Annotated in this window: 16 protein-coding genes; 14 read left to right on the forward strand and 2 right to left on the reverse strand. The window is 45.4% G+C overall.

Annotated elements, in window-relative coordinates; all coding sequences use genetic code 11:
- The first annotated feature begins 427 nt into the window (after window positions 1-427).
- Window positions 428-2,086, forward strand: coding sequence for an ABC transporter substrate-binding protein (locus tag QUA10_RS21105; protein WP_333084443.1), 1,659 nt, complete (start codon window positions 428-430; stop codon window positions 2,084-2,086).
- 52 nt (window positions 2,087-2,138) lie between these two features.
- Here QUA10_RS21105 and QUA10_RS21110 read toward each other — a convergent pair whose 3' ends face one another.
- A complete protein-coding gene (locus QUA10_RS21110; protein WP_333086359.1) occupies window positions 2,139-4,190 on the reverse strand; it encodes an SBBP repeat-containing protein in 2,052 nt (683 codons plus the stop codon).
- A 22-nt stretch (window positions 4,191-4,212) separates the two neighbouring features.
- On the opposite strand from QUA10_RS21110, the gene QUA10_RS21115 reads away from it, so the two are divergent.
- The 3 genes from QUA10_RS21115 (at window position 4,213) to QUA10_RS21125 (ending at window position 6,239) form a co-directional block, all read left to right on the forward strand.
- Window positions 4,213-4,602, forward strand: a complete 390-nt coding sequence (locus QUA10_RS21115) for a hypothetical protein (RefSeq protein ID WP_333084447.1) — start codon at window positions 4,213-4,215, stop codon at window positions 4,600-4,602.
- A gap of 65 nt (window positions 4,603-4,667) precedes the next feature.
- Window positions 4,668-5,219, forward strand: a complete 552-nt coding sequence (locus QUA10_RS21120; protein ID WP_333084449.1) for an AAA family ATPase — start codon at window positions 4,668-4,670, stop codon at window positions 5,217-5,219.
- Between the two features lie 9 nt (window positions 5,220-5,228).
- The gene (locus tag QUA10_RS21125) at window positions 5,229-6,239 is read left to right on the forward strand and encodes an ABC transporter permease (protein WP_333084450.1); all 1,011 of its coding nucleotides are present in this window, start codon (window positions 5,229-5,231) and stop codon (window positions 6,237-6,239) included.
- Window positions 6,240-6,250: 11 nt separating this feature from the next.
- Here QUA10_RS21125 and QUA10_RS21130 read toward each other — a convergent pair whose 3' ends face one another.
- A complete protein-coding gene (locus tag QUA10_RS21130; protein ID WP_333084451.1) occupies window positions 6,251-6,661 on the reverse strand; it encodes a hypothetical protein in 411 nt (136 codons plus the stop codon).
- Window positions 6,662-7,265: 604 nt separating this feature from the next.
- Here QUA10_RS21130 and QUA10_RS21135 point away from each other — a divergent pair.
- From QUA10_RS21135 to QUA10_RS21180, 10 genes are all read left to right on the forward strand, one after another.
- On the forward strand, window positions 7,266-8,087 hold the full coding sequence (locus tag QUA10_RS21135; RefSeq protein ID WP_333084452.1) for a sigma-70 family RNA polymerase sigma factor: 822 nt from the start codon (window positions 7,266-7,268) through the stop codon (window positions 8,085-8,087).
- Between the two features lie 238 nt (window positions 8,088-8,325).
- A complete protein-coding gene (locus tag QUA10_RS21140) occupies window positions 8,326-8,763 on the forward strand; it encodes a hypothetical protein (RefSeq protein WP_333086360.1) in 438 nt (145 codons plus the stop codon).
- A gap of 211 nt (window positions 8,764-8,974) precedes the next feature.
- Window positions 8,975-9,532: a tetratricopeptide repeat protein gene (locus QUA10_RS21145; protein ID WP_333084454.1), complete on the forward strand. Its 558-nt coding sequence runs from the start codon at window positions 8,975-8,977 to the stop codon at window positions 9,530-9,532.
- On the forward strand, window positions 9,513-10,571 hold the full coding sequence (locus QUA10_RS21150) for a tetratricopeptide repeat protein (protein ID WP_333084455.1): 1,059 nt from the start codon (window positions 9,513-9,515) through the stop codon (window positions 10,569-10,571). Before QUA10_RS21145 ends, QUA10_RS21150 begins: the two co-directional genes overlap by 20 nt.
- 135 nt (window positions 10,572-10,706) lie before the next feature.
- Complete coding sequence (locus QUA10_RS21155) at window positions 10,707-11,090, forward strand: hypothetical protein (protein ID WP_333084456.1); 384 nt, start codon at window positions 10,707-10,709, stop codon at window positions 11,088-11,090.
- Between the two features lie 324 nt (window positions 11,091-11,414).
- A complete protein-coding gene (locus tag QUA10_RS21160; protein WP_333084457.1) occupies window positions 11,415-11,573 on the forward strand; it encodes a hypothetical protein in 159 nt (52 codons plus the stop codon).
- A gap of 242 nt (window positions 11,574-11,815) precedes the next feature.
- Window positions 11,816-13,684: an efflux RND transporter periplasmic adaptor subunit gene (locus tag QUA10_RS21165; protein WP_333084458.1), complete on the forward strand. Its 1,869-nt coding sequence runs from the start codon at window positions 11,816-11,818 to the stop codon at window positions 13,682-13,684.
- A gap of 254 nt (window positions 13,685-13,938) precedes the next feature.
- Window positions 13,939-15,156: an ABC transporter permease gene (locus tag QUA10_RS21170; RefSeq protein WP_333084459.1), complete on the forward strand. Its 1,218-nt coding sequence runs from the start codon at window positions 13,939-13,941 to the stop codon at window positions 15,154-15,156.
- Window positions 15,157-15,353: 197 nt separating this feature from the next.
- A complete protein-coding gene (locus QUA10_RS21175) occupies window positions 15,354-16,574 on the forward strand; it encodes an ABC transporter permease (RefSeq protein WP_333084460.1) in 1,221 nt (406 codons plus the stop codon).
- A gap of 321 nt (window positions 16,575-16,895) precedes the next feature.
- On the forward strand, window positions 16,896-18,623 hold the full coding sequence (locus tag QUA10_RS21180) for a chemotaxis protein CheB (RefSeq protein WP_333084461.1): 1,728 nt from the start codon (window positions 16,896-16,898) through the stop codon (window positions 18,621-18,623).
- The last annotated feature ends 667 nt before the right edge of the window (window positions 18,624-19,290 follow it).

The following is a 19,290-nucleotide window of genomic DNA, read 5'->3' on the forward strand; positions in this document are numbered from 1 at the left end:
AATCGCATCTATCACGGGATGGGATTATATTCTATCGGCACTAAATACTGTAGCATAATTTTGGAGAATTGGTATTATATGCAGATATTCAAAAATATTTTGGGTGTGAAAAGGAATGTTTAGGCTCCCCCCAGATTCATGGAGGAAATCTAAAATCTACAATCTAAAATCGAAAATCGAATGACCCCTCTAGCTGGGGCGAAAACGTTGGCTTTCATGCTGGTTACGTCACCTAATGTAAATGCGTGGGTTGAGATTTTGCCATCCAGCATGATATCATTAGGCTGCTCTATTTGGTTTGTTAATTTATATGGGTTGTTAATATAGAATTTACTAAATGAACCGCAGAGACCACAGAGGGGAGAGAAAGAGCAAATTAGAATTTATTGATATGAGTAAAATTTCATATTAAATCGGAGCTATTGAAATGAGATTGTTAAAAGCTTGGCGTTTAGTTTTATTAAGTATAGTTTTTGGAATGGCTGTAATTTTATCAAATTGCGGCACTCCTTCAAACACGGTTAGCAATAATTCTCCAACTGGGCCAACTCCTGCTGCGGTTCCGGCTGGGGCTTTAGTTTACGGTGCGGGCGGGCCGCCGGTCAATCTGGAACCGGGAAATATTACTGATGGCAATTCGGTGATTGTTATCGATCAAATTTACAATCGCTTGACTGATTTTAAACCGGGAACTGTGGAACTTGAGCCGAGTCTCGCTACTGAATGGTCAAGTTCTAAAGATGGTAAAACTTGGACTTTTAAGTTGCGTTCTGGGGTAAAGTTTCACGACGGTACGGATTTTGACGCGGAAGCTGTTAAGTTTAATGTGGATCGCTGGTGGGATGCCAAAAATCCTAACGGTTTTCGAGAAGCGGGCAAGAATTATCCGATTTGGAAAAATTTTTTTGGCGGGTTTAAGGGAGAAACAGATTCTTTAGTAAAAGATGTGGCAGTTGTTGATAAGTCTACAATTAAATTTGTTTTGAATCGACCTTTTGCTGCTTTTCCGTCGGCGATAGGTTCCGCTTATTTCGGGATGGCGAGTCCGGCGGCGGTGATAAAAGCTGGTGCTAAATACGGCACTCCGGGGTCGCTGGCTGTGGGTACGGGGCCTTTTGTGTTTCAGGAATGGCGATCTGGCGATCGCATAGTTTTGGAGAAAAATCCTAATTATTGGAAAACTGGCACGCCAAAAGTCAATCAATTGCTAATTCGTTTTGTTGATGATCCGGCGGCGAGACTCGCTCAGTTGCGAGCAGGACAACTTGATTTTACTGTGGATTTAACGCCGGATCAACTCAAAGAAGTTCAGGGAGATCCTAATTTAGAAGCTGTTGTGCGACCTTCTTTTAATGTCGGTTATTTAGCCTTAAATCCGACTTACGAACCTTTGTCAAAACCAGAAGTCAGGCAGGCGATCGCCCAAACAATTAACAAGCCAGCAATAGTCCAAGCTTTCTGGGGAGAACTCGGAAAACATGATTCCCAATTTATCCCCCCTGCGCTGAATTGGGCGGCGTCTGATCAAGTTAAAGATTATGAATTTAACCCACAGCAAGCTAAAGCAATGCTGGTGAAAGCCGGTTATCCGAACGGTTTTGATTTGGATTTGTGGTATATGCCTGTCAGCCGTCCCTATTTTCCCACGCCGAAGCCGATCGCTGAGGCTTTGGCGGCGGATTTGAGCGCGATCGGGATTCGGGTAAAATTGCTGACAAAGGATTGGTCTGCTTATTTAGCCGATCGGCTCAAGCCTCCGGGATTTCAAGCTTTTATGATGGGTTGGACGGGAGATTATGGCGATCCAGACAATTTTTATTATCCTCACTTCGGGCCGGGTTCGACGGCGGATTTGGGAAATTGGAAAAATCCGAAAGTTCTGGAACTTTTGGATCGGGGGAGGGCGAGTGGGGATAAAGCAGCTAGGGCGAAAATTTATGCGGAAGTTAGCGAGATTTTGCATGGGGAAGCTGTGCGTTTGCCGATCGTACATTCGCAGCCGCTTTTGGGGAAACGCAAGAATATTCGAGGTTGGATTCCGAGTCCTTTGGGGTCGGAGTCTTTTGAGGAAGTGAGCAAAAATTGAGAAGTTAGAGCGAGATGTACCCTACAGATAGAGGTTATGGGTAAGTCATGTTTTAGAGGAAAGTGAAGTCGGCAGCATTAATTTGACTCGCCGATATCGTACTCAGAGATGCCAAGATTTCTCCTGTTGGTACAAACCGGATTAAAGTTGCACTGTTACTTTGAGTAATTGCTAATTGAGAGAAGGTGATACTGCTAGCAAGTGTGAGTAAATCTTTCTCGTCTTCAAAATCTAAAATGGTATCCGTTCCAGCATCAAGTCCTAAGAGGAATCGATCGCTCCCCAAACCTCCAATTAAACAATCATTTCCCAAGCTGCCAAATAGGGTATCATTTCCTTTACCGCCGTAGAGAGTATCATTCCCTTCACCGCCAATGAGACTGTCAGAAGCGCGATCGCCAAATAAAACATCCTCACCGTTATTGCCAAGCAAAGTATCATTGCCCTTGCCACCGTAAAGGCTATCATCCCCATTACCACCTTCGAGAAAATCATTACCTTGATGACCATACATTCCATCATTGCCATCAAGATCACTGATAGTATCATTTCCCTGTTTGCCACTGATGGTATCGTTGCTGCGATCGCCTGCAAGGAAATCGTCGCCATCAGTACCGATAATTGGATCAGAATTGGACTGCGTTAGTGTCGGTGTGACAGATGGCGTTGGTGGTGATGTAGGATTGGGCGTTGGAGTGATTGAGGGCGTTGGTGTGGCCGTAGGAGTTGGTGTGAAAGTAGGCGTCGGCGTTGTTGTGGGAGTAGGCGTCGATATTAGTATTGGTGCTGTTACTGGTGTTGGTGTCAGCGTTGGTGTGACTACCTCTGTGATTGTGCCGAGTTTAGCAATCCAAATATCTTGACCGCCTGCATTGGGACCTCCCAAAGCGCCATTAGTTTGTCCCGTGAGATAGAGATGGCCAACGCTATCGAGTGCTAATTCTGAGGAGGAGTCAGATTCAGCAGTCCCGAATTGCTTCAGCCACAACTGGTTGCCATTGCTGTCGTACTTAGTTGCCCAAATATCTTGACCGCCTGCATTGGTGCCTCCCAAAGCGCCCTCGGTTGAGCCCGTGAGGTAGACATTACCAGCGCTATCGACTGCTAAGTCTGAGGGGGAGTCAGATTTAGCAGTCCCGAATTGCTTGAGCCACAACTGATTGCCATTGCTGTCGTACTTAGTTGCCCAAATATCTTCACTGCCTGCATTGGGACTTCCCAAAGAGCCGTTGGTTTCTCCAGTCAGGTAGAGATTTCCAGCGCTATCCACCGCTAAATCTGAGGGGGCTGTGATTTCTCGGTAGTCAGAGTCAGCAGTCGGGAATTCCTTCAACCACAACTGATTGCCATTGCTGTCATACTTGGCTGCCCAGGTGTGAACATCCGGTGGATAGCCTTTTGAAAAGTTATAGTTTGTGCCCGTCAGATAGACATTGCCACTGCTGTCCACTTTTATGCCATCGGAGATGTCGTGGGTGTCAGAATTGACATTCTTCAACCACAACTGGTTGCCACTGTCGTCATACTTGGCTACCCAGGCGCTTTTGGGGCCTCCACCTGCACCTGAAGTTGTATAGCCACTTGTTCCTGTCAGGTAGACATTGCCAGCAGTATCCACAGCTAGATCTGAGGGAAAGTCATCAAAGTTTCCTAAAGCGAACTGCTTGAGCCATAACTGGCTGCCTGTGCCGTCATACTTAGCTACCCAAGCGTCGTATTTGTCAAAAGATCCCAGTGGTGAAGCGGCAGCAGTGCTTCCTGTCAGGTAGATATTGCCACCACTATTAACAGTCACTTCACTGGGATAGTTATTACTGCCCCCTAACTGCTTGAGCCACAACTGACTGCCACTGCTGTCATATTTGGCTACCCAGGCATTTGTACTTGGATTGGTGCCACTCAAAGGGTCAAAGGTGCTTCCTGTCAGATAGACATTGCCTGCACTGTCAAGTGCTGCGCTCTGGAAGCGATCGTCATTGGGTGTGCCGAATTGCTTGAGCCATTCAAAGCTAGGCGCTAGTTTTCCAATAGCCAGTGTGGTTTCAGGGATTGTACCTGCAACGGCATCTGCGATCGCGCTTGCTGATATTGTTGAGGAAGGCATAATACACCTCACAAATTCATTTATGTCACAAAATGCGTATATTCCGGTTAAAAGTGCGATCGCTCGTTTTTATCTAGTGCTAGTGCGATCGCCTGCAAGATTCAGCCCAAATAAAATCTATTTTACAACAGCCTATGTCTGCGTAAGTATGTGCGTAAGTATGTCACTGTCGCTCAAAATATCTTCTCTTTGGTTCCTCATACTTTACATAAATTTAATTTTCAATTTTTATTCTTCTTCTCACATCTCAAATCTCATATCTAATGAGGAAGTTAGCGATATTTTGTACGAGGAAGCTGTGCGTTTGCCGATCGTACATTCGCAGCCGCTTTTAGGGAAACGCAAGAATATTCAAGGTTGGATTCCGAGTCCTTTGGGTTCTGAGTCTTTTGAGGAAGTGAGCAAAAATTGAGAGTTTAGATCGAGACACCTCTCCGGGGTTATCATACTTTACATGAATTTACCTTAACAAACGGTATGGAGAGCAATCAGCAACCTGCAAATCATCAGCCACAAATTATTTTGATTACCGGGAATATGGCTGCCGGAAAATCAAGTGTGGCCCAATCACTTGCCGAACGGTTGCCCAAAAGTGTCCACCTTCGCGGCGATATCTTTCGTCGCATGATTGTGAATGGACAGGCGGAAATGACGTTAAATTTGTCAGCAGAGGCATATCAGCAGCTTCAACTGCGGTATAACCTGGCAGCAATGGCAGCGCGACACTACCTCCAGGCTGGTTTTACGGTCGTTTATCAAGACATCATCATTGGTTCGGCACTGGCTGAGGTACTTGCCACTTTCCACGATGTGCCGTTGTCCGCGATCGTTCTGTGTCCCAATGCAGAAGTTGTAGCGGCACGGGATGTAGCAAGAACGAAAACCGGATATGCCAACGAAACAATGGTTTATGCCTTCGATCGCATTCTCCGTACCGAAACTCCTCGCCTTGGCTACTGGCTGGATTCAACCCATCTAACGGTAGAAGAAACGGTCGATCGGATTTTGGCAAATTTGCAAGGTGAATGAGAGCAACTGATGTTTCAATATATTGTTAAACGTTTGCTGGGACTATTGCCAGTCCTTTTCGGAATCACTCTGCTAGTATTTATATTTTTGCATTTGATACCGGGAGACCCAGCCACAGTGCTTTTGGGAGAACGGGGAACTCCCGAACAGGTGGAAATTTTGAAAGCGAGATTAGGTTTAAATCAGCCTTTACCTTTGCAATATTTGGCTTTTTTATGGAGTTTACTTCGCTTTGACTTGGGAAATAGTATTATTAGCGGTATTCCGATAATTGATGAAATTAGAAGTCGCTGGCCTGCTACTTTTGAACTGTCTGTAGTGGCGATGTTGGTAGCACTTTTTATCGGAATTCCGGCGGGGATTTTGGCTGCTGTGCGGAAAAATAGCTGGCTGGATAATCTCGCCATGAGTGGTTCGTTAATTGGCGTATCTTTGCCAGTTTATTGGTTGGGATTGATGTTGATTTATTTGTTTGCTGTTTATTTGAAATGGCTGCCTCCAAGCGGGCGGATTAGTGTAGATTTGGGGTTTGGTTTTAAGTCGATTACGGGTGTTTATGTTGTGGATTCTTTGCTGAGGTGGGATTTGGTTGCTTTGCGAGATGCGATCGCCCATTTAATCCTTCCAGCTTTGACTTTAGGAACTATTCCTCTGGCTATTATAGCTCGCATCACTCGTTCTGCAATGCTGGAAGTGCTTTCTCAAGATTACATTCGCACTGCGAGGGCTAAGGGATTGCCGGAATATTGGGTGATTTTGAAACACGCTTTGAAAAATGCGTTTTTGCCGATCGTCACAACTATCGGTTTGCAGTTCGGCACTCTTTTAGGCGGCGCTATTCTGACTGAAACGATTTTCTCGTGGCCGGGAATTGGTTCTTGGATTTATAGCGGTATTCTGACACGGGATTACCCAATAGTCCAAGGAGGAGTAATTTTTGTGGCTGTAACTTTTGTACTGATTAATCTGGCGGTTGATATTTCCTATGCTTTTTTAGATCCGAGAATTCAGTACCGTTAATGAAAAGGAAATCAAACACGAAATGCTTGTTTAACATCTGGCCGCAGCAGGTAGTAAATGCTAGCTACTGCAAAACCCAGAGTTAAAAAATTGACTGCTGTACCGCCGCTGCCCAACATTTTGGCAATTTGCGCGAGGGTGGCGATGATATGGACAATTAATGTTCCAGTCCAAGCCCAATTTTTGAGTTGAAACAAACCCCAAGTTAAGAGTAAGGAGAGGAGACCTAAAATAAAACTAATCGCAGCAAAAATTGCAATGAAGCCGCCGATTACAGTGCCAACTTTCGTGCCGCCGACAGCCGCACCGATACCGCCAAAAATGCCGGCAAAAAGTAAGATGAACAAGCCGTCAAGGAGGCTGAATACGCCGCTAATTAGCTGCAAGATTGCCAGAACTGTAACGCTTTGAGGACGATTCATTGTTTTTATTTTCCATTTTTAAGGGGATTTGGAAAACATTTTAACCTGTTGAGCAGTTTTTTCGGCGCCGATCGCCCTCGATCCTAACTGCGATCGCACCCCCATCACCCAGGGCGGTTTCATTCTTTGTAGGGGCAAACCCCCCACGTGAAGCGAAGCTATCTCCTAGGGAATCGCCCCGATTGCTGAAATGCCCATTCGATGGTTAGTGGGGGGGTAGGCACGGGGGTACTACCCCCTACAAAAGCCACGTTTTCCGTAGGGGCAATCCCCCCGTGGTTGCCCCGAAACGGCCTTGGATGAACCGGGTGTCTTGACCCTCTGGCGAGGCTGGCAACGTTTGCATGGCATTGCTGCTACATGGAAGTTAGTTTGTACCCATTCCCCCCCGGATGTCCAGCCTAATTTTTTTAAGAAAGATGTGAGTAAGGCCTAGCTAAAAAAGGGGGCTTTTAAGCTTTTTAAAAGGATTGGCGGATATCTTCTGCGTCAGTCCATTGAATTTTTTTAATAATAATTAATATTCCTGGGCTTGTTTAGTTTGAGTAAATAAGACATAATCTGAGCAACTAAAGTAATTCTCTAATATCTAAGATCGACATAAATGGAAATTACTACCCATAGATCTCAGAGAATCAGGTCATCTTCTCGATCGGTTCCTCCATCAATCCAGGGGGATGAGCCTGAAGAAATAAACTCAGATTTTTGGCAGGAATGGCAGGTGCATCAAGCTCATTTTTACCGTTGCTGTCTCAAGTGGATGAACTCGAACCCAATCGATGCCGAAGAGGTACTGAGTCAAGCAATGCTTAAAGCCTGGAATGAATGGCAAAACTATAGAAGTAAAATTAAATATCCGCAAGCTTGGTTAACTCGAATTATCCATAATTTCTGCATGGATGTGCATCGAAAACGCAAGCGAGAAGCACTAGCAATTGAAAACATAGACGATATTAAATTTGAAGGTTATCCAGCATTTGCTTCTCGGGTAGGATTCCCTGACTCTAATATTCTAGACTTAGAGTTGCGGGCATATATCCACCAGAAAATTGAATCCTTGCCTCCCAAACTCCGCGATACTTTTGTCTTATACTACTACCAAAATAAATCTTATCAAGATATTGCCAAGGTCTTGCCATTCTCTGAACAAAACGTCCGCAAATGCGTGAGAAAAGCCGGACGTATTCTGCGAAGGCATTTAATCAAATATCTGGCAGGTGAAGATGATACTTCTTTAAATTCTTCCTCGCCCGCCTTAAAATTGGTAATTCCTTTACCAGAAAAATCTCAACCAGAATGCAATTGCGAATCAATAATTCCCCCAAAAAGCCACGATGAAGAAATTAGCTATCAAGTCACCGTACTATGTCTGGAAACTTTACCCCATCATTCCTACATCTCTACTACTCTTCTAGTCTGGAGATGAAAGTGCGTTGAGTCAGCCGTTGTTTATCCCGCCTGTGGGGAAGTTGAGAGAATATTGCAGCGGCTAAACGCTAAGATGAGCAAGGGTTCTAGCGTTTTAGGGGAGATTTTTGGATAGAAAATTTGCCCGTAACTCGAAAAATTCCCAAATTGGGGTGGGAAAACGTCTAACTAATAAATAAGCGGTCAGAGAAAACCGCTTAGAGTCCAGGCATTAGTTACATCTTTCTTAACAAAAAATGAGTACATCCCGCAAAATCCAGATCGCACTCGTGGCAAGTCTCCTGTGGTCATCTACCTCAGTCAGCAGCTTTGCTGCTACCAATACGATTACTTCTGGAAAGTTTCAGTCAGACACGGTAAAACTTCCTGTGGAAAGTATTCCATCTAGGCAGTTAAATTTAACACCAGATACTTATTTAATTGCTGGTCAGTTCAGGGATATGCTGAGTAGAGTACCTGGGGGATATGAGACGTTCAGAGCATTTGACGAGATATGGAAGAATCCAGCAGACAGGAAGACAAGATTATTTGATCACTGCAACACTCAAAAAGCGTTATCAGTTAAGCTATGTTTTAGACTGCTAACAGTTTGGGCAGACGATACATTGGAATCTGCCAACCGTAAGGACTCCGATGAGCTAAACAATATATTTGATGAAGCAAGAAGAATGTAAAGGTAAAATAATCCATAATGCGTGAGAGTGAAATCTCTTTGACCTTGGGGACATTACCAACTTAGTGCTGCTCCATTTCAGTGTTCAAAAACTTGAAGAAAAAGCGATCAGCTTGTCGTAGTGCACGCTACGAAGGGCGGTATCGCTTTTTATTTACGACACAGACTAAATCCCAAAAATACCCAAACTCAAAAAGAAGCCAGTCTAAATTATGTCTGGACACTTTACCACATCATTGGTGCAGTTCTGCGAATCCTCTGGGCTGGAGATGAATGTTCACCTGTTCTTAGAACAAAAGCCGACTAGACAAGAGCAGAAATTGACCACCTTAAGTAAGTATGTTCAGAAATATCCCCAAGGATGGAAAAAAAGATTAGAACTGGCTAATTTACTTTACCAAATGGGAGATTGGCAAGAAGCGGTTGCAGAATATCATCAAGTGATTGAGCGACAACCAAAATTAATGGGTGTGCGGCTGCAACTGGGGAAAATATTGCAGCTAATGAAACGAGAAAAAGAGGCAATAGAAGTCTCTGAAAAAGCCTTATTTTGTTCCGAAAACGAAGCGACTCAGCATCATATCAAGGGATTGATTGCAGTTTGTCAGCGTGAGAGTGAGAAAGCAATAATTGCCTTTAATTTAGCAGCTAGTTTAGAACCTGAAAAAATAGTTCACCGGCTGGCTTTGGCACAGGTGCATCAGCAGATAGAAAATCATCTTGGCCTGCTAAAATGCTGTGGAGCAAATTTTGGCAATCAACCCAGATGATGTTGTGGCGTTAATTTACAGCCATGATGCGCTGCTGGCGGTGGGGGATATGAGCGCCGCAACAGAGCAGTTGAGCAAGCTTATAGCTTTATTTCCCAATGATTTTAGGGTACTGCAACGACAAATCGAGCAACGTTTTCAGAAGAGATTGGTTTCTTGTGAAGAGGGGAAACTGACGAAAAAGATGATTACCTCTTTACTGCTACAAGCTCCTCATGGAGCTGAGGCTCACAATTGTCTTGCCTATTATCACATTTTCCGAGGCGATTGGCCCCAAGGTGTGGAGGTGTTAGCAGAGTTTACCGCCGAACACCCCAATCATCCTTATGGTTGGTATCACTATGGGCGGTGCTTGTTCGACACGGGAGAATATCAAAAAGCGGCACAGATGATGGCGAATGCTTATCAACTGTATCCCGATGATTGTGAAATTTATCGGGCATTGTGTGAAATTTTACCGGCTGCCAAACGCTGGGAAGAATTGCGTTTTGTGGTAGAACAGATGCTGAAACGGTTTCCTAAACGTTGGAGTGTTTGGGCGACTGCGGGGCGGGTGTTGGTGGAACACTTCAAAGAAATTGAACGAGGATGTAGTGTTTCTGAGCAAGGGACGAAACTTCAGCCCCAGTTAGCTGATGCTTGGTTTCGTCATGGGCGGGTGTTGGCTTTAGCTGGAAAACATCGAGAAGCAGTGGAGGCTTTGGAGAAAGGATGGGAGTTGTTACCAGCCGGAATTTCTCTGCAATTCGTGCCGGTCGCGTTGTGGCTGGGGGAGAGTTACCGGGTGCTGGGGGATGTTGGGGCTAGTCAGCGCTGGTGGAAAGTTGCCGGTGAGGGATGTCAGGAATTGAGAGAGTTTAATCCGGCTATAGCTGATTACTGGTTAGGGAGAGCTTTGGTGGGATTGAGGGATAAGTTGGGGGCGATACAGGCTTTTGAAAGTGCGGTGAGTCAGCAGTTGTTGTATCCGGCGCGTGGGGAGGTTGAGAAGAGTTTGCGGCGGTTGAAAGGTAAGGGCAGGAAGGTTTCTGGGGGTTGAGAGTGAATTTTTCGGGATAAAAATTGCTGCTAACTCGAAAAATTCCCAAGTTGGGGTTGGGCAACGTCTACCTAAAGGTAGTGGTCAGAGAAAACCACTAATCAACGTAAACTTCAACAAATAAGGTATTGTCGTATGAGTATTGTCAAAAAACTACCAGCGGTTTTAATCGCTGCTGTTGGAATCTCTTGTGGTTTCGCCGATACAGCCTTAGCAGAAACGATTTTATTAGGAGAGAAGACTCTCGGTCCTCAAGAGACATTGGACTTAAGACCAAAAGATATGAGGAATACAACGCTTTGCTTCCAGACAACTGATAACTTAGTGGGGAACCTAAAATTGCTTTATATCACCGACAGGGCGGGCGGAATAGACGTAAAAATAGAAGATTTACAGGCTAGCGCTAAAGAACAATGTATATCCAAAAGAATGGGTATATATCCGGTAAGGGTAATAAATATGCAAAGAAATAGGCCTGAGTTTAGTCGATCTGTTCGTGTACGTGCGACGCAGGAATAAAGAATTACGTCAGGAAGCGCACATCTAAAGGCCTAGGCCTGAAAAAGTCAGAATCTGACCAGACTAAGTATGTTTCACGAGTAGTAAAGTGCTTTGCCGAACCCAAAGAAAGAAACTTAGTGCGATCTCCTTCTGCCATCGTCATTCCATTTTTCCAAAGCTCATACTCACTTGATCTAGTCTTCGTAGGGTGCGTTAATGCAATGTAACGCACCACCCCTATCATTAAACTGGGTGGGTTATGCTCTCGCTAACCCACTCTACGTTTTAGTGCGATTACGGATCTTGTAATGCGTAGGCGAAGCCCGTCGTAGACATCGCTTTTTGTTTGATTTACAGGAGTGCGATCGCGTTTTTGTGGGGAGAAGGGCGATGGTGAAACGCCTACTGTATACGATCGCATTTACGATCGGAGAAGTGCGATCGCATTTCCCTGGTGATGGGAGATTGAGAAGCGATAGCCCCTGGAAAAATACAGACTAATCGTCGCGAAAAGCGCGATCGCCCCGCCGATTACTGTCCCAACTTTCGCCCCGCCCACCTCTTTAGGCTGAAAAAACTTAACATTTTTTAATAATTTGCAAAAATTAGCTATAATTGTTTACAGGTGCTGGTTGGGGAACTTTTTTAAATTCACCCGATCGGATGAGTCTGAAAGACGATGCCAAGCATCAGCAAAAATTTTACCTTTAAGGTAATCCTGAGATTAAATTAGGTGAGTCGGTATGATCGTTAGCCCTAAAAAGGAAACTGCTCAGGTCAAAGTGGAAGATTCTCAGACTCTAGACACCAAGGCCGCAGAGACCAAAATTGCAGATAATAAAACCGCCCAAAAGCACTCTCCGAAGAAACCCGCGCGCAAACCGCAGCGGTGGGCGATTGGGTTGGTTGCAGCCGGGTTGCTAGCTGTACCGACCACTATATATGTAGCAAAAAGTCGATCGCAGCCCAAAGTAGATGCGATCGCCACTATGACAGTGCCGGTGGAAGCGCAAAACCTCACGGTGCGGATCACGTCCAGCGGGACGGTGCAGCCCGTACAGCGCGTGAATCTCAGCCCCAAAGGCTCCGGCCGGATCGCAGAATTATTTGTCGAACAGGGCGATAAAGTCGAAGCAGGACAAATCGTTGCCCGCATGGAAAGTCGCGATGTAGAAGCTCAACTAGCTCAAGCTAAAGCCCGCGAAGCCAGTGTGCGAGCAAAACTCGCCAAAATTGAAGCCGGGAATCGATTGGAAGACATCGCCAGCGCCCGAGCGCGCTTAGATCAAGCCGAAGCCAGTCTGGCGCAAGCCCAAGCCGGCAGCCGCGTTGAAGAAGTTGCAGGAGCCAGAGCCCGCTTGCAGCAAACTCAAGCAGGGTTGCAGCGACTGCGAGCCGGCAGTCGCGTTGAAGAAGTCAGCCAAGCGCGAGCTCGTTTAGCCCAATCTCAAGCTCGTTTAGCAGACGCTCAAACCGGCAGTGTCAAACAAGAAATTGCCCAAGCACAAACGCAAATTGACTCGAGTAAAGCCCAAGCCGAATTAACAGCTCAAAGGGTAGAACGCAATCGACCGCTAGTGGAAGAAGGTGCTTTGGCTAAAGATAAACTCGATGAATTAATTAAAGAAAATCGTACAGCCCAAGCTAAATTAATAGAATCTCAAAGACGCCTGCAACAACTACAAGAAAATCGGCTGTCGCAAATTCAGCAACTGCAAGCTGCTGTGCAAGTCGAGCAGCAAGCATTGAACCAATTGCAAAACGGCACGCGATCGGAAGAAATTGCCAAAGCTGAAGCAGAAGTTGCCGAAGCTAAAAGCAAATTAGCGCAAGTAGAGAACGGCAACCGTCCCGAAGAAATCGCCAAAGCCGAAGCAGCAGTTGCTGAAGCCAAAAGTCAATTGGACGCACAAGAAAACGGTTCTCGCCCCGAAGAAATAGCTCAAGCTAAAGCTGAATTAGAGGAAGCTCAAGCTCAAGTTCGCTTTCAAGAAGTGCAGTTAGAAGATACGAAAGTTCGCGCTCCTTTTGCGGGAATTATTACCCAAAGGTACGCCATCCAAGGAGCTTTTGTAACTCCGGCCACTTCGGCCTCGGAAGCTACTTCGGCAACTTCGACATCGATTGTCGCTCTAGCTAGAGATGTGGAAGTTTTGGCGAAAGTCCCGGAGGCTGATATCAGTCAAATTAAACCGGGCCAAGAAGTTGAAATAGTGGCTGATGCTTATCCAGATAAAGTGTTTAAAGGTCGCGTTAAATTAATTGCGCCGGAAGCTGTTAAGGAACGGGATGTGACGCTATTTCAAGTGCGAGTTGCCATTGATACGGGCAAAGAGTCGCTGCAATCGGGGATGAATGTAGATTTGAGATTTGTAGGTCAAAAGCTGAGCAATGCTTTAGTTGTGCCGACGGTGGCAATTGTGACTAATAAAGGTCAAACAGGTGTGCTAGTTCCCGATGAGAAACAGCAGCCGAAGTTTAAGGCTGTTACGGTTGGATCGACTATTGGCAACAAGATTCAGATTTTAGAGGGTGCAAAAGCGGGCGATCGCGTTTTTACCGAACTTCCTCAAGGTAAAAAGCTGGAGGATATTATCAAGAATCAGAAATAGGGCATGGGGCATAGGGCATAGGACATGGGGCATTATCTCGATCGCTCTATGGTGTTTTCAAGCCCCAAGCTCTTCCCTAACACCCCTTAATAAGAGGGGGACAAGACTATTCAAAGTCCCCCTTATTAAGGGGAATTTAGGAGGAGCGAGACTCGACTACAAGCGAGATTTATGATGGGTTTAAATATTAAGTTGACACCAATAATGCCAATTCCCTAATCTAAAATCTAAAATCCCAAATCTAAAATCGAATTATGGATATTGTTGAAAGCGTCAAAATGGCCGTCACAACTTTGATGGCAAACAAGCTTCGCAGCACCTTGACGATGTTAGGAATTATCATCGGCAATGCTTCTGTCATTTCTATGATCGGTATCGGCGAAGGAGCTCAAACATTTATCGAGGGACAAGTTAACTCTCTGGGTTCAAACTTGCTATTTATTATTCCCGGAAGTCCTGAAGCGCAAACCCGCCCGGTGATTCCGCCCCAGACTTTAGTAGTGGAAGATGCAGAGGCGATCGCATCTCAAGTACCTTCTGTCCAAGAAGTCGCACCAACTCTTAATGATAGTCAAATCGTTACTTACCGCAATAAAAATGTCTCATCTTCCATTGTCGGAACTACTCCCGAATTTCTGACAGTCAGAAGCTTTGATGTGGGTCAAGGTCGTTTTTTAAACAAATTAGATTTAGAAAGACAAGAAAATGTGGTTGCTTTAGGATCGGAAGCAGCCGAACAATTATTTGGCAATACACAGCCAGTTGGTCAATACATTCGTATCAAAAACTCCACCTTTCAAGTGATTGGAGTCATGCAGGCAAAAGGCTCAAGTTTTGGAGACAATCAAGATATGAATGTTTATTTGCCGCTGACAACAATGGCAAATCGCATCGTAGGTCGCTCATCTCCCTACGGTACAAAAGTAACATTTATTTCGGTGGCTATTAAAGATGAAACTATGATGCAAGCTGCCCAATTTCAAATAGAAAATCTGCTCAGATTGCGTCATAAAATTACTAAGGAAGATGATTTTACTGTCCGAAATCAGAAAGATTTGATGAAGACGTTGGGCAGTATTACTGGTGCTTTGACGTTGATGTTAGCTTTCGTGGCGGCAATTTCGCTGTTTGTCGGTGGCATCGGGATTATGAATATAATGCTGGTTTCTGTTACCGAACGTACCAAAGAAATTGGATTGAGAAAGGCGATCGGAGCTTCTCAGCAAGATATCTTAATTCAGTTTATGATCGAGTCTGTGATTTTGTCGGCAGCAGGCGGTGCTATCGGCACTGGATTCGGTATCGGTGGCGTGCTTTTAGTAGCTGCTTTTACTCCCCTGCAAGCTAGTGTTTCGCCAATGGCGATCGCACTTGCAGTCGGTGTTTCCGGCAGCATCGGCTTATTTTTTGGCATCGTACCTGCAAAACAAGCTGCTAAATTAGATCCGATTGTGGCATTGAGAAGTGCTTAATTAGTTTGTTGACGGTTGGCTGTGGACTGTTGACTGTTGACTGTAGTAATTAATTATTAAGTGTGTCATTTTCGCTGTGCGCCGCCATCCCAATGCCCTGGGATTGTGACGCACAGCAAAGCATGACATAGGGCTTTCTTCCTTCTTCCTTCTTCCTTCTTCCTTCTTCCTTCTTCCTTCTTCCTTTTTAACTAATTATGAATTTTATTGAAAGCGTCAAAATGGCCGGTCAAACGCTACTAGCCAACAAAACTCGCAGCAGTTTAACAATGATCGGGATGATTGTCGGCAACGCCTCAGTAATTGCCATGATTGGAATTGGAGAAGGAGCTCAAAAATTTGTAGCAGGACAAGTTCAATCCCTAGGTACAAATGTATTAATCGTGAGGCCTGGAGTTCCCAACGCTAGGCGAAGTACCATCTCAAGTGCGCCTCAAACTCTCGTACTGCCAGACGCAAAGGCGATCGCAACTCAAGTCCCATCCGTTCAAGGCGTATCAGCAGAACTTAACAGTTCCGAAATAGTTCGCTACAGCAACAAAAATGTTTCGTCTCTAATTTTTGGCACGATTCCCGAATTTCTAGAAGTCAGAAGCTTTGAAATGGCAAAAGGGCGGTTTTTGACCGAACTAGATGTTAAGCAAAGTAACCAAGTTGTGGTTCTCGGTTCAGAATTAGCAGAGAAACTTTTTGGCAATACAAATCCCTTGGGCGAACAGGTGCGTATCCAAAATGTCAGCGTCAAAGTAATTGGAGTATTGGCGCCCAAAGGCACATCTTTTGGTACGAATTTTGACAATTCCGCCACTGTGCCGATCACCACAATGGCCAATCGCATCGTCGGGCGCAAATCTCCCTATGGTTTAGCTGTCACGTCGATATTTATTTCGATTAAAGATGAATTGCAAATGGACGCGGCGCAATTTCAGGTGGAAAACTTGCTGAGATTGCGGCACAAAATTACTACCGAAGATGACTTTACTGTCAGAAATCAGAAAGATTTAATGGCAAGAATGGGGGCAATTTCCGGCGCTTTGACTCTGATGTTAACTGCTGTTGCCAGCATTTCCCTATTAGTCGGTGGCATTGGGATTATGAACATTATGCTGGTGTCCGTCAGCGAACGCACTCAGGAAATCGGGCTCAGAAAGGCGATCGGCGCATCTCAACAAGATATCTTATTTCAATTTATTGTCGAAGCTGTAATTTTATCTGCTGCGGGAGGGATAGTCGGTACTTGCGTAGGTGTTGGTGGTATCTTGCTTGTAAGTAATTTCACGCCACTGCAAGCTGGAATATCACCCGTGGCGATCGCCCTTGCGGTCAGTGTATCCGGTGCAGTTGGCCTCTTCTTCGGCGTTGTTCCCGCCCGCCAAGCCGCCAAACTCGACCCGATCGCAGCTTTGAGAAGTGCTTAATCAACATATACTTATTCAGTTACACAATCCGCACCTTTTATGCTGGTAAAAATTATCTTTATCTAAAGATAAAAAAACGTTTTTTTATAAAAAATTAACAACGTTGCAGTATCTAATGCAGTTTCAATGTCTGTATTTTTACGCAAATTCAAAGCGCAAAACTTCATAAAAAGCCCGTTAAATATTAAATAAACCTTGGTTGTGGCGTTTACTTATCAATCAGAAAGTTTAATACTATTAAATCAGGGGTAAATACACCTAAGCATCTACAGACGGTACGAACCTTTGCGCTTTAATCAACAAAATATCCAATAAATAAACATGGCATCCCTGAACCCCAGTTCTAAATTTGACTATCTCGAAGGAACCATCCAACCAGACAGATTTAACGCCTTGGATGGCAACGACATAATTTATGCCAACAGCGGAGACGACTATCTCGAAGGCGATGCAGGCAAAGACAAAATCTGCGGCGACCAAGGCAACGATACGATTGTTGGTGGTGCAGACAATGACATCCTCTGGGGAGGGAAAGGCAGCGACCTAATTAGTGGCGATTCCGGCAACGATCTCATCTACGCAGGTGTAGGTAGCGATACCATCAGCGGCGGCACAGGCGATGATATATTTGCCATTGCTAAAGGCAGCGGTGGCCCAACTGTAGCTACAGCCGACTACATCGCCGACTTCGGCAACGGCAATGACAAAATTCGATTGCTAGACGGCCTCAGCTTTGAAGATTTAAACATCCAGCAAGGCACCGGTGCCAACAGCAACAGCACTATAATTCAAGACAAACTCACGGGCGAGTATTTAGTAGTATTGGCGGGAGTCAACAGCAACACAATCAACCGCGACCAATTCACAAATCAGCTATCGGGAAACCCTGTCATTGAGTGGAACGGAGTCATGCTGAATGCAGTGCGGACAGCCAGTACCGCGCCTCCCCTCGCCTCCCGCAACATGGCAATGGTTCACGCAGCCATTCACGATGCTGTTAACTCGATCAGCAAAAAATACAGCCCTTACCGGGTCAACATAGATGCACCAGTAGGCACATCAGCAGAAGCCGCGACAGCAGCCGCAGCCCACCGCACCCTAGTCAGCCTCTACCCAGCGCAAGCAGCCACATTCAACGAAGTATACGCATCGTCTTTAGCTAAAATTACCGATGGCAAAGCTAAAGAAGACGGGATTGCCCTCGGACAGCAAGTTGCTGACCAAATTATCAGTTCGCGGAGTACAGACGGCATCACGAAAGTAGTGCAGTACACCCCCAAAACCGAACCCGGTAGTTGGGTGCCGACTCCCCCTGCCCTTGCGGCCGCGCTGGCACCACAGTGGGCTGAAGTTACTCCCTTTGCCATGACTAGCGGTTCTCAGTTCCGCCCGGCCGGCCCGCCCGCCCTTGACAGCGCCAAGTACGCAGAGGAAGTTAACTACGTTAAAGAAATTGGCAAAAGTGACAGTCTTACGCGCACCCCAGACCAAACTGTGATCGCCAAATTCTGGGCCAACGGCGCTGGGACGTTTACGCCTCCGGGCCACTGGAACCAAATCGCCGAAGAAACAGCTACTCTCACCGGCACATCCCTGGAAGATAGCGCCCGCTTGTTCGCCCTGCTAAATATTGCTCTGGCCGATGCAGCTATTAGTTGCTGGGATGCCAAGTATGAGTACAACTTGTGGCGGCCGGTGACAGCTATCCGCCAAGCTGACACGGACAACAATCCCAACACGACAGCCGACCCCCTGTGGACGCCGCTGCTAACTACTCCGCCGTTCCCTGAGTACACATCGGGCCACAGTACCTTTAGCGGTGCTGCAGATCCTGTTATGAGTTCTGTATTTGGTTCGGATTACGGCTTTGCCGATCGGGGAGATCCATCTGTCAACAGTTTGCGAACCTACGAGAACTTCAGCGAAGCGGCCGACGAATCGGGCATGAGTCGCATTTACGGAGGCATCCATTTCATGAGTGCTAACGTAAATGGCTTGAGTGCGGGTAGAAATGTGGGGAACTATGTTGTCCAGAATTTCTTAGTTTAGGAAAGTAGCAGTTCCCGATAGTTTTGTAGTGAGGACTTCAGTCCTCACTCTACTTTTTAGTTTCTCATGAAAAAACTCCTTAGTACCCTCGCAACGTTGCTAATTTTATGGTGAATTTAGTAGCAAGTCTAATTGCTTATACATACCAGGCTCAAAAGCTATCTATGTATGACATAGAGGCTCCTATTTACACTTTTAATTAATTCGGATTTCCGTCGTCGAACTCACCTTTAGAAACAGTCTATGTTGACCGTTGCACTCGTCCGCTTCGAACTTGCGTTATATAGCGTTTTGTAGGGCAATTCCCCGTCGTTAAACACACATTCGGCAGTTTTTAACATAGTCAAAAATATTTTGACGCTCAAACATCATCCTAGAAATTTAATTCCTAACATATTCTCGATAATTAATAAATATAGAGAAACCAGAAATACTCCTTAATAAAAACTCATATTTCTACATATCAGCGTTCGGTTTGTAGAGAAAAAATTACAACTATCTCTTACCAACAAATCCCCAATTAATGTTAAAACCTGCGGAATGTGGGGTTAAACTTATATTTTGCACCATTCTCAATTAGCCTTTTAGGAACAGGCTTTCCGGCCTGTTTCACAAGAAAATCTACTCTTTGTGGAACGGGCATCTTGCCTGTTCTTGAGAATGGTGC

The organism is Microcoleus sp. Pol8_D6 (assembly GCF_036700965.1).
Taxonomy (GTDB): Bacteria; Cyanobacteriota; Cyanobacteriia; order Cyanobacteriales; family Microcoleaceae; genus Microcoleus.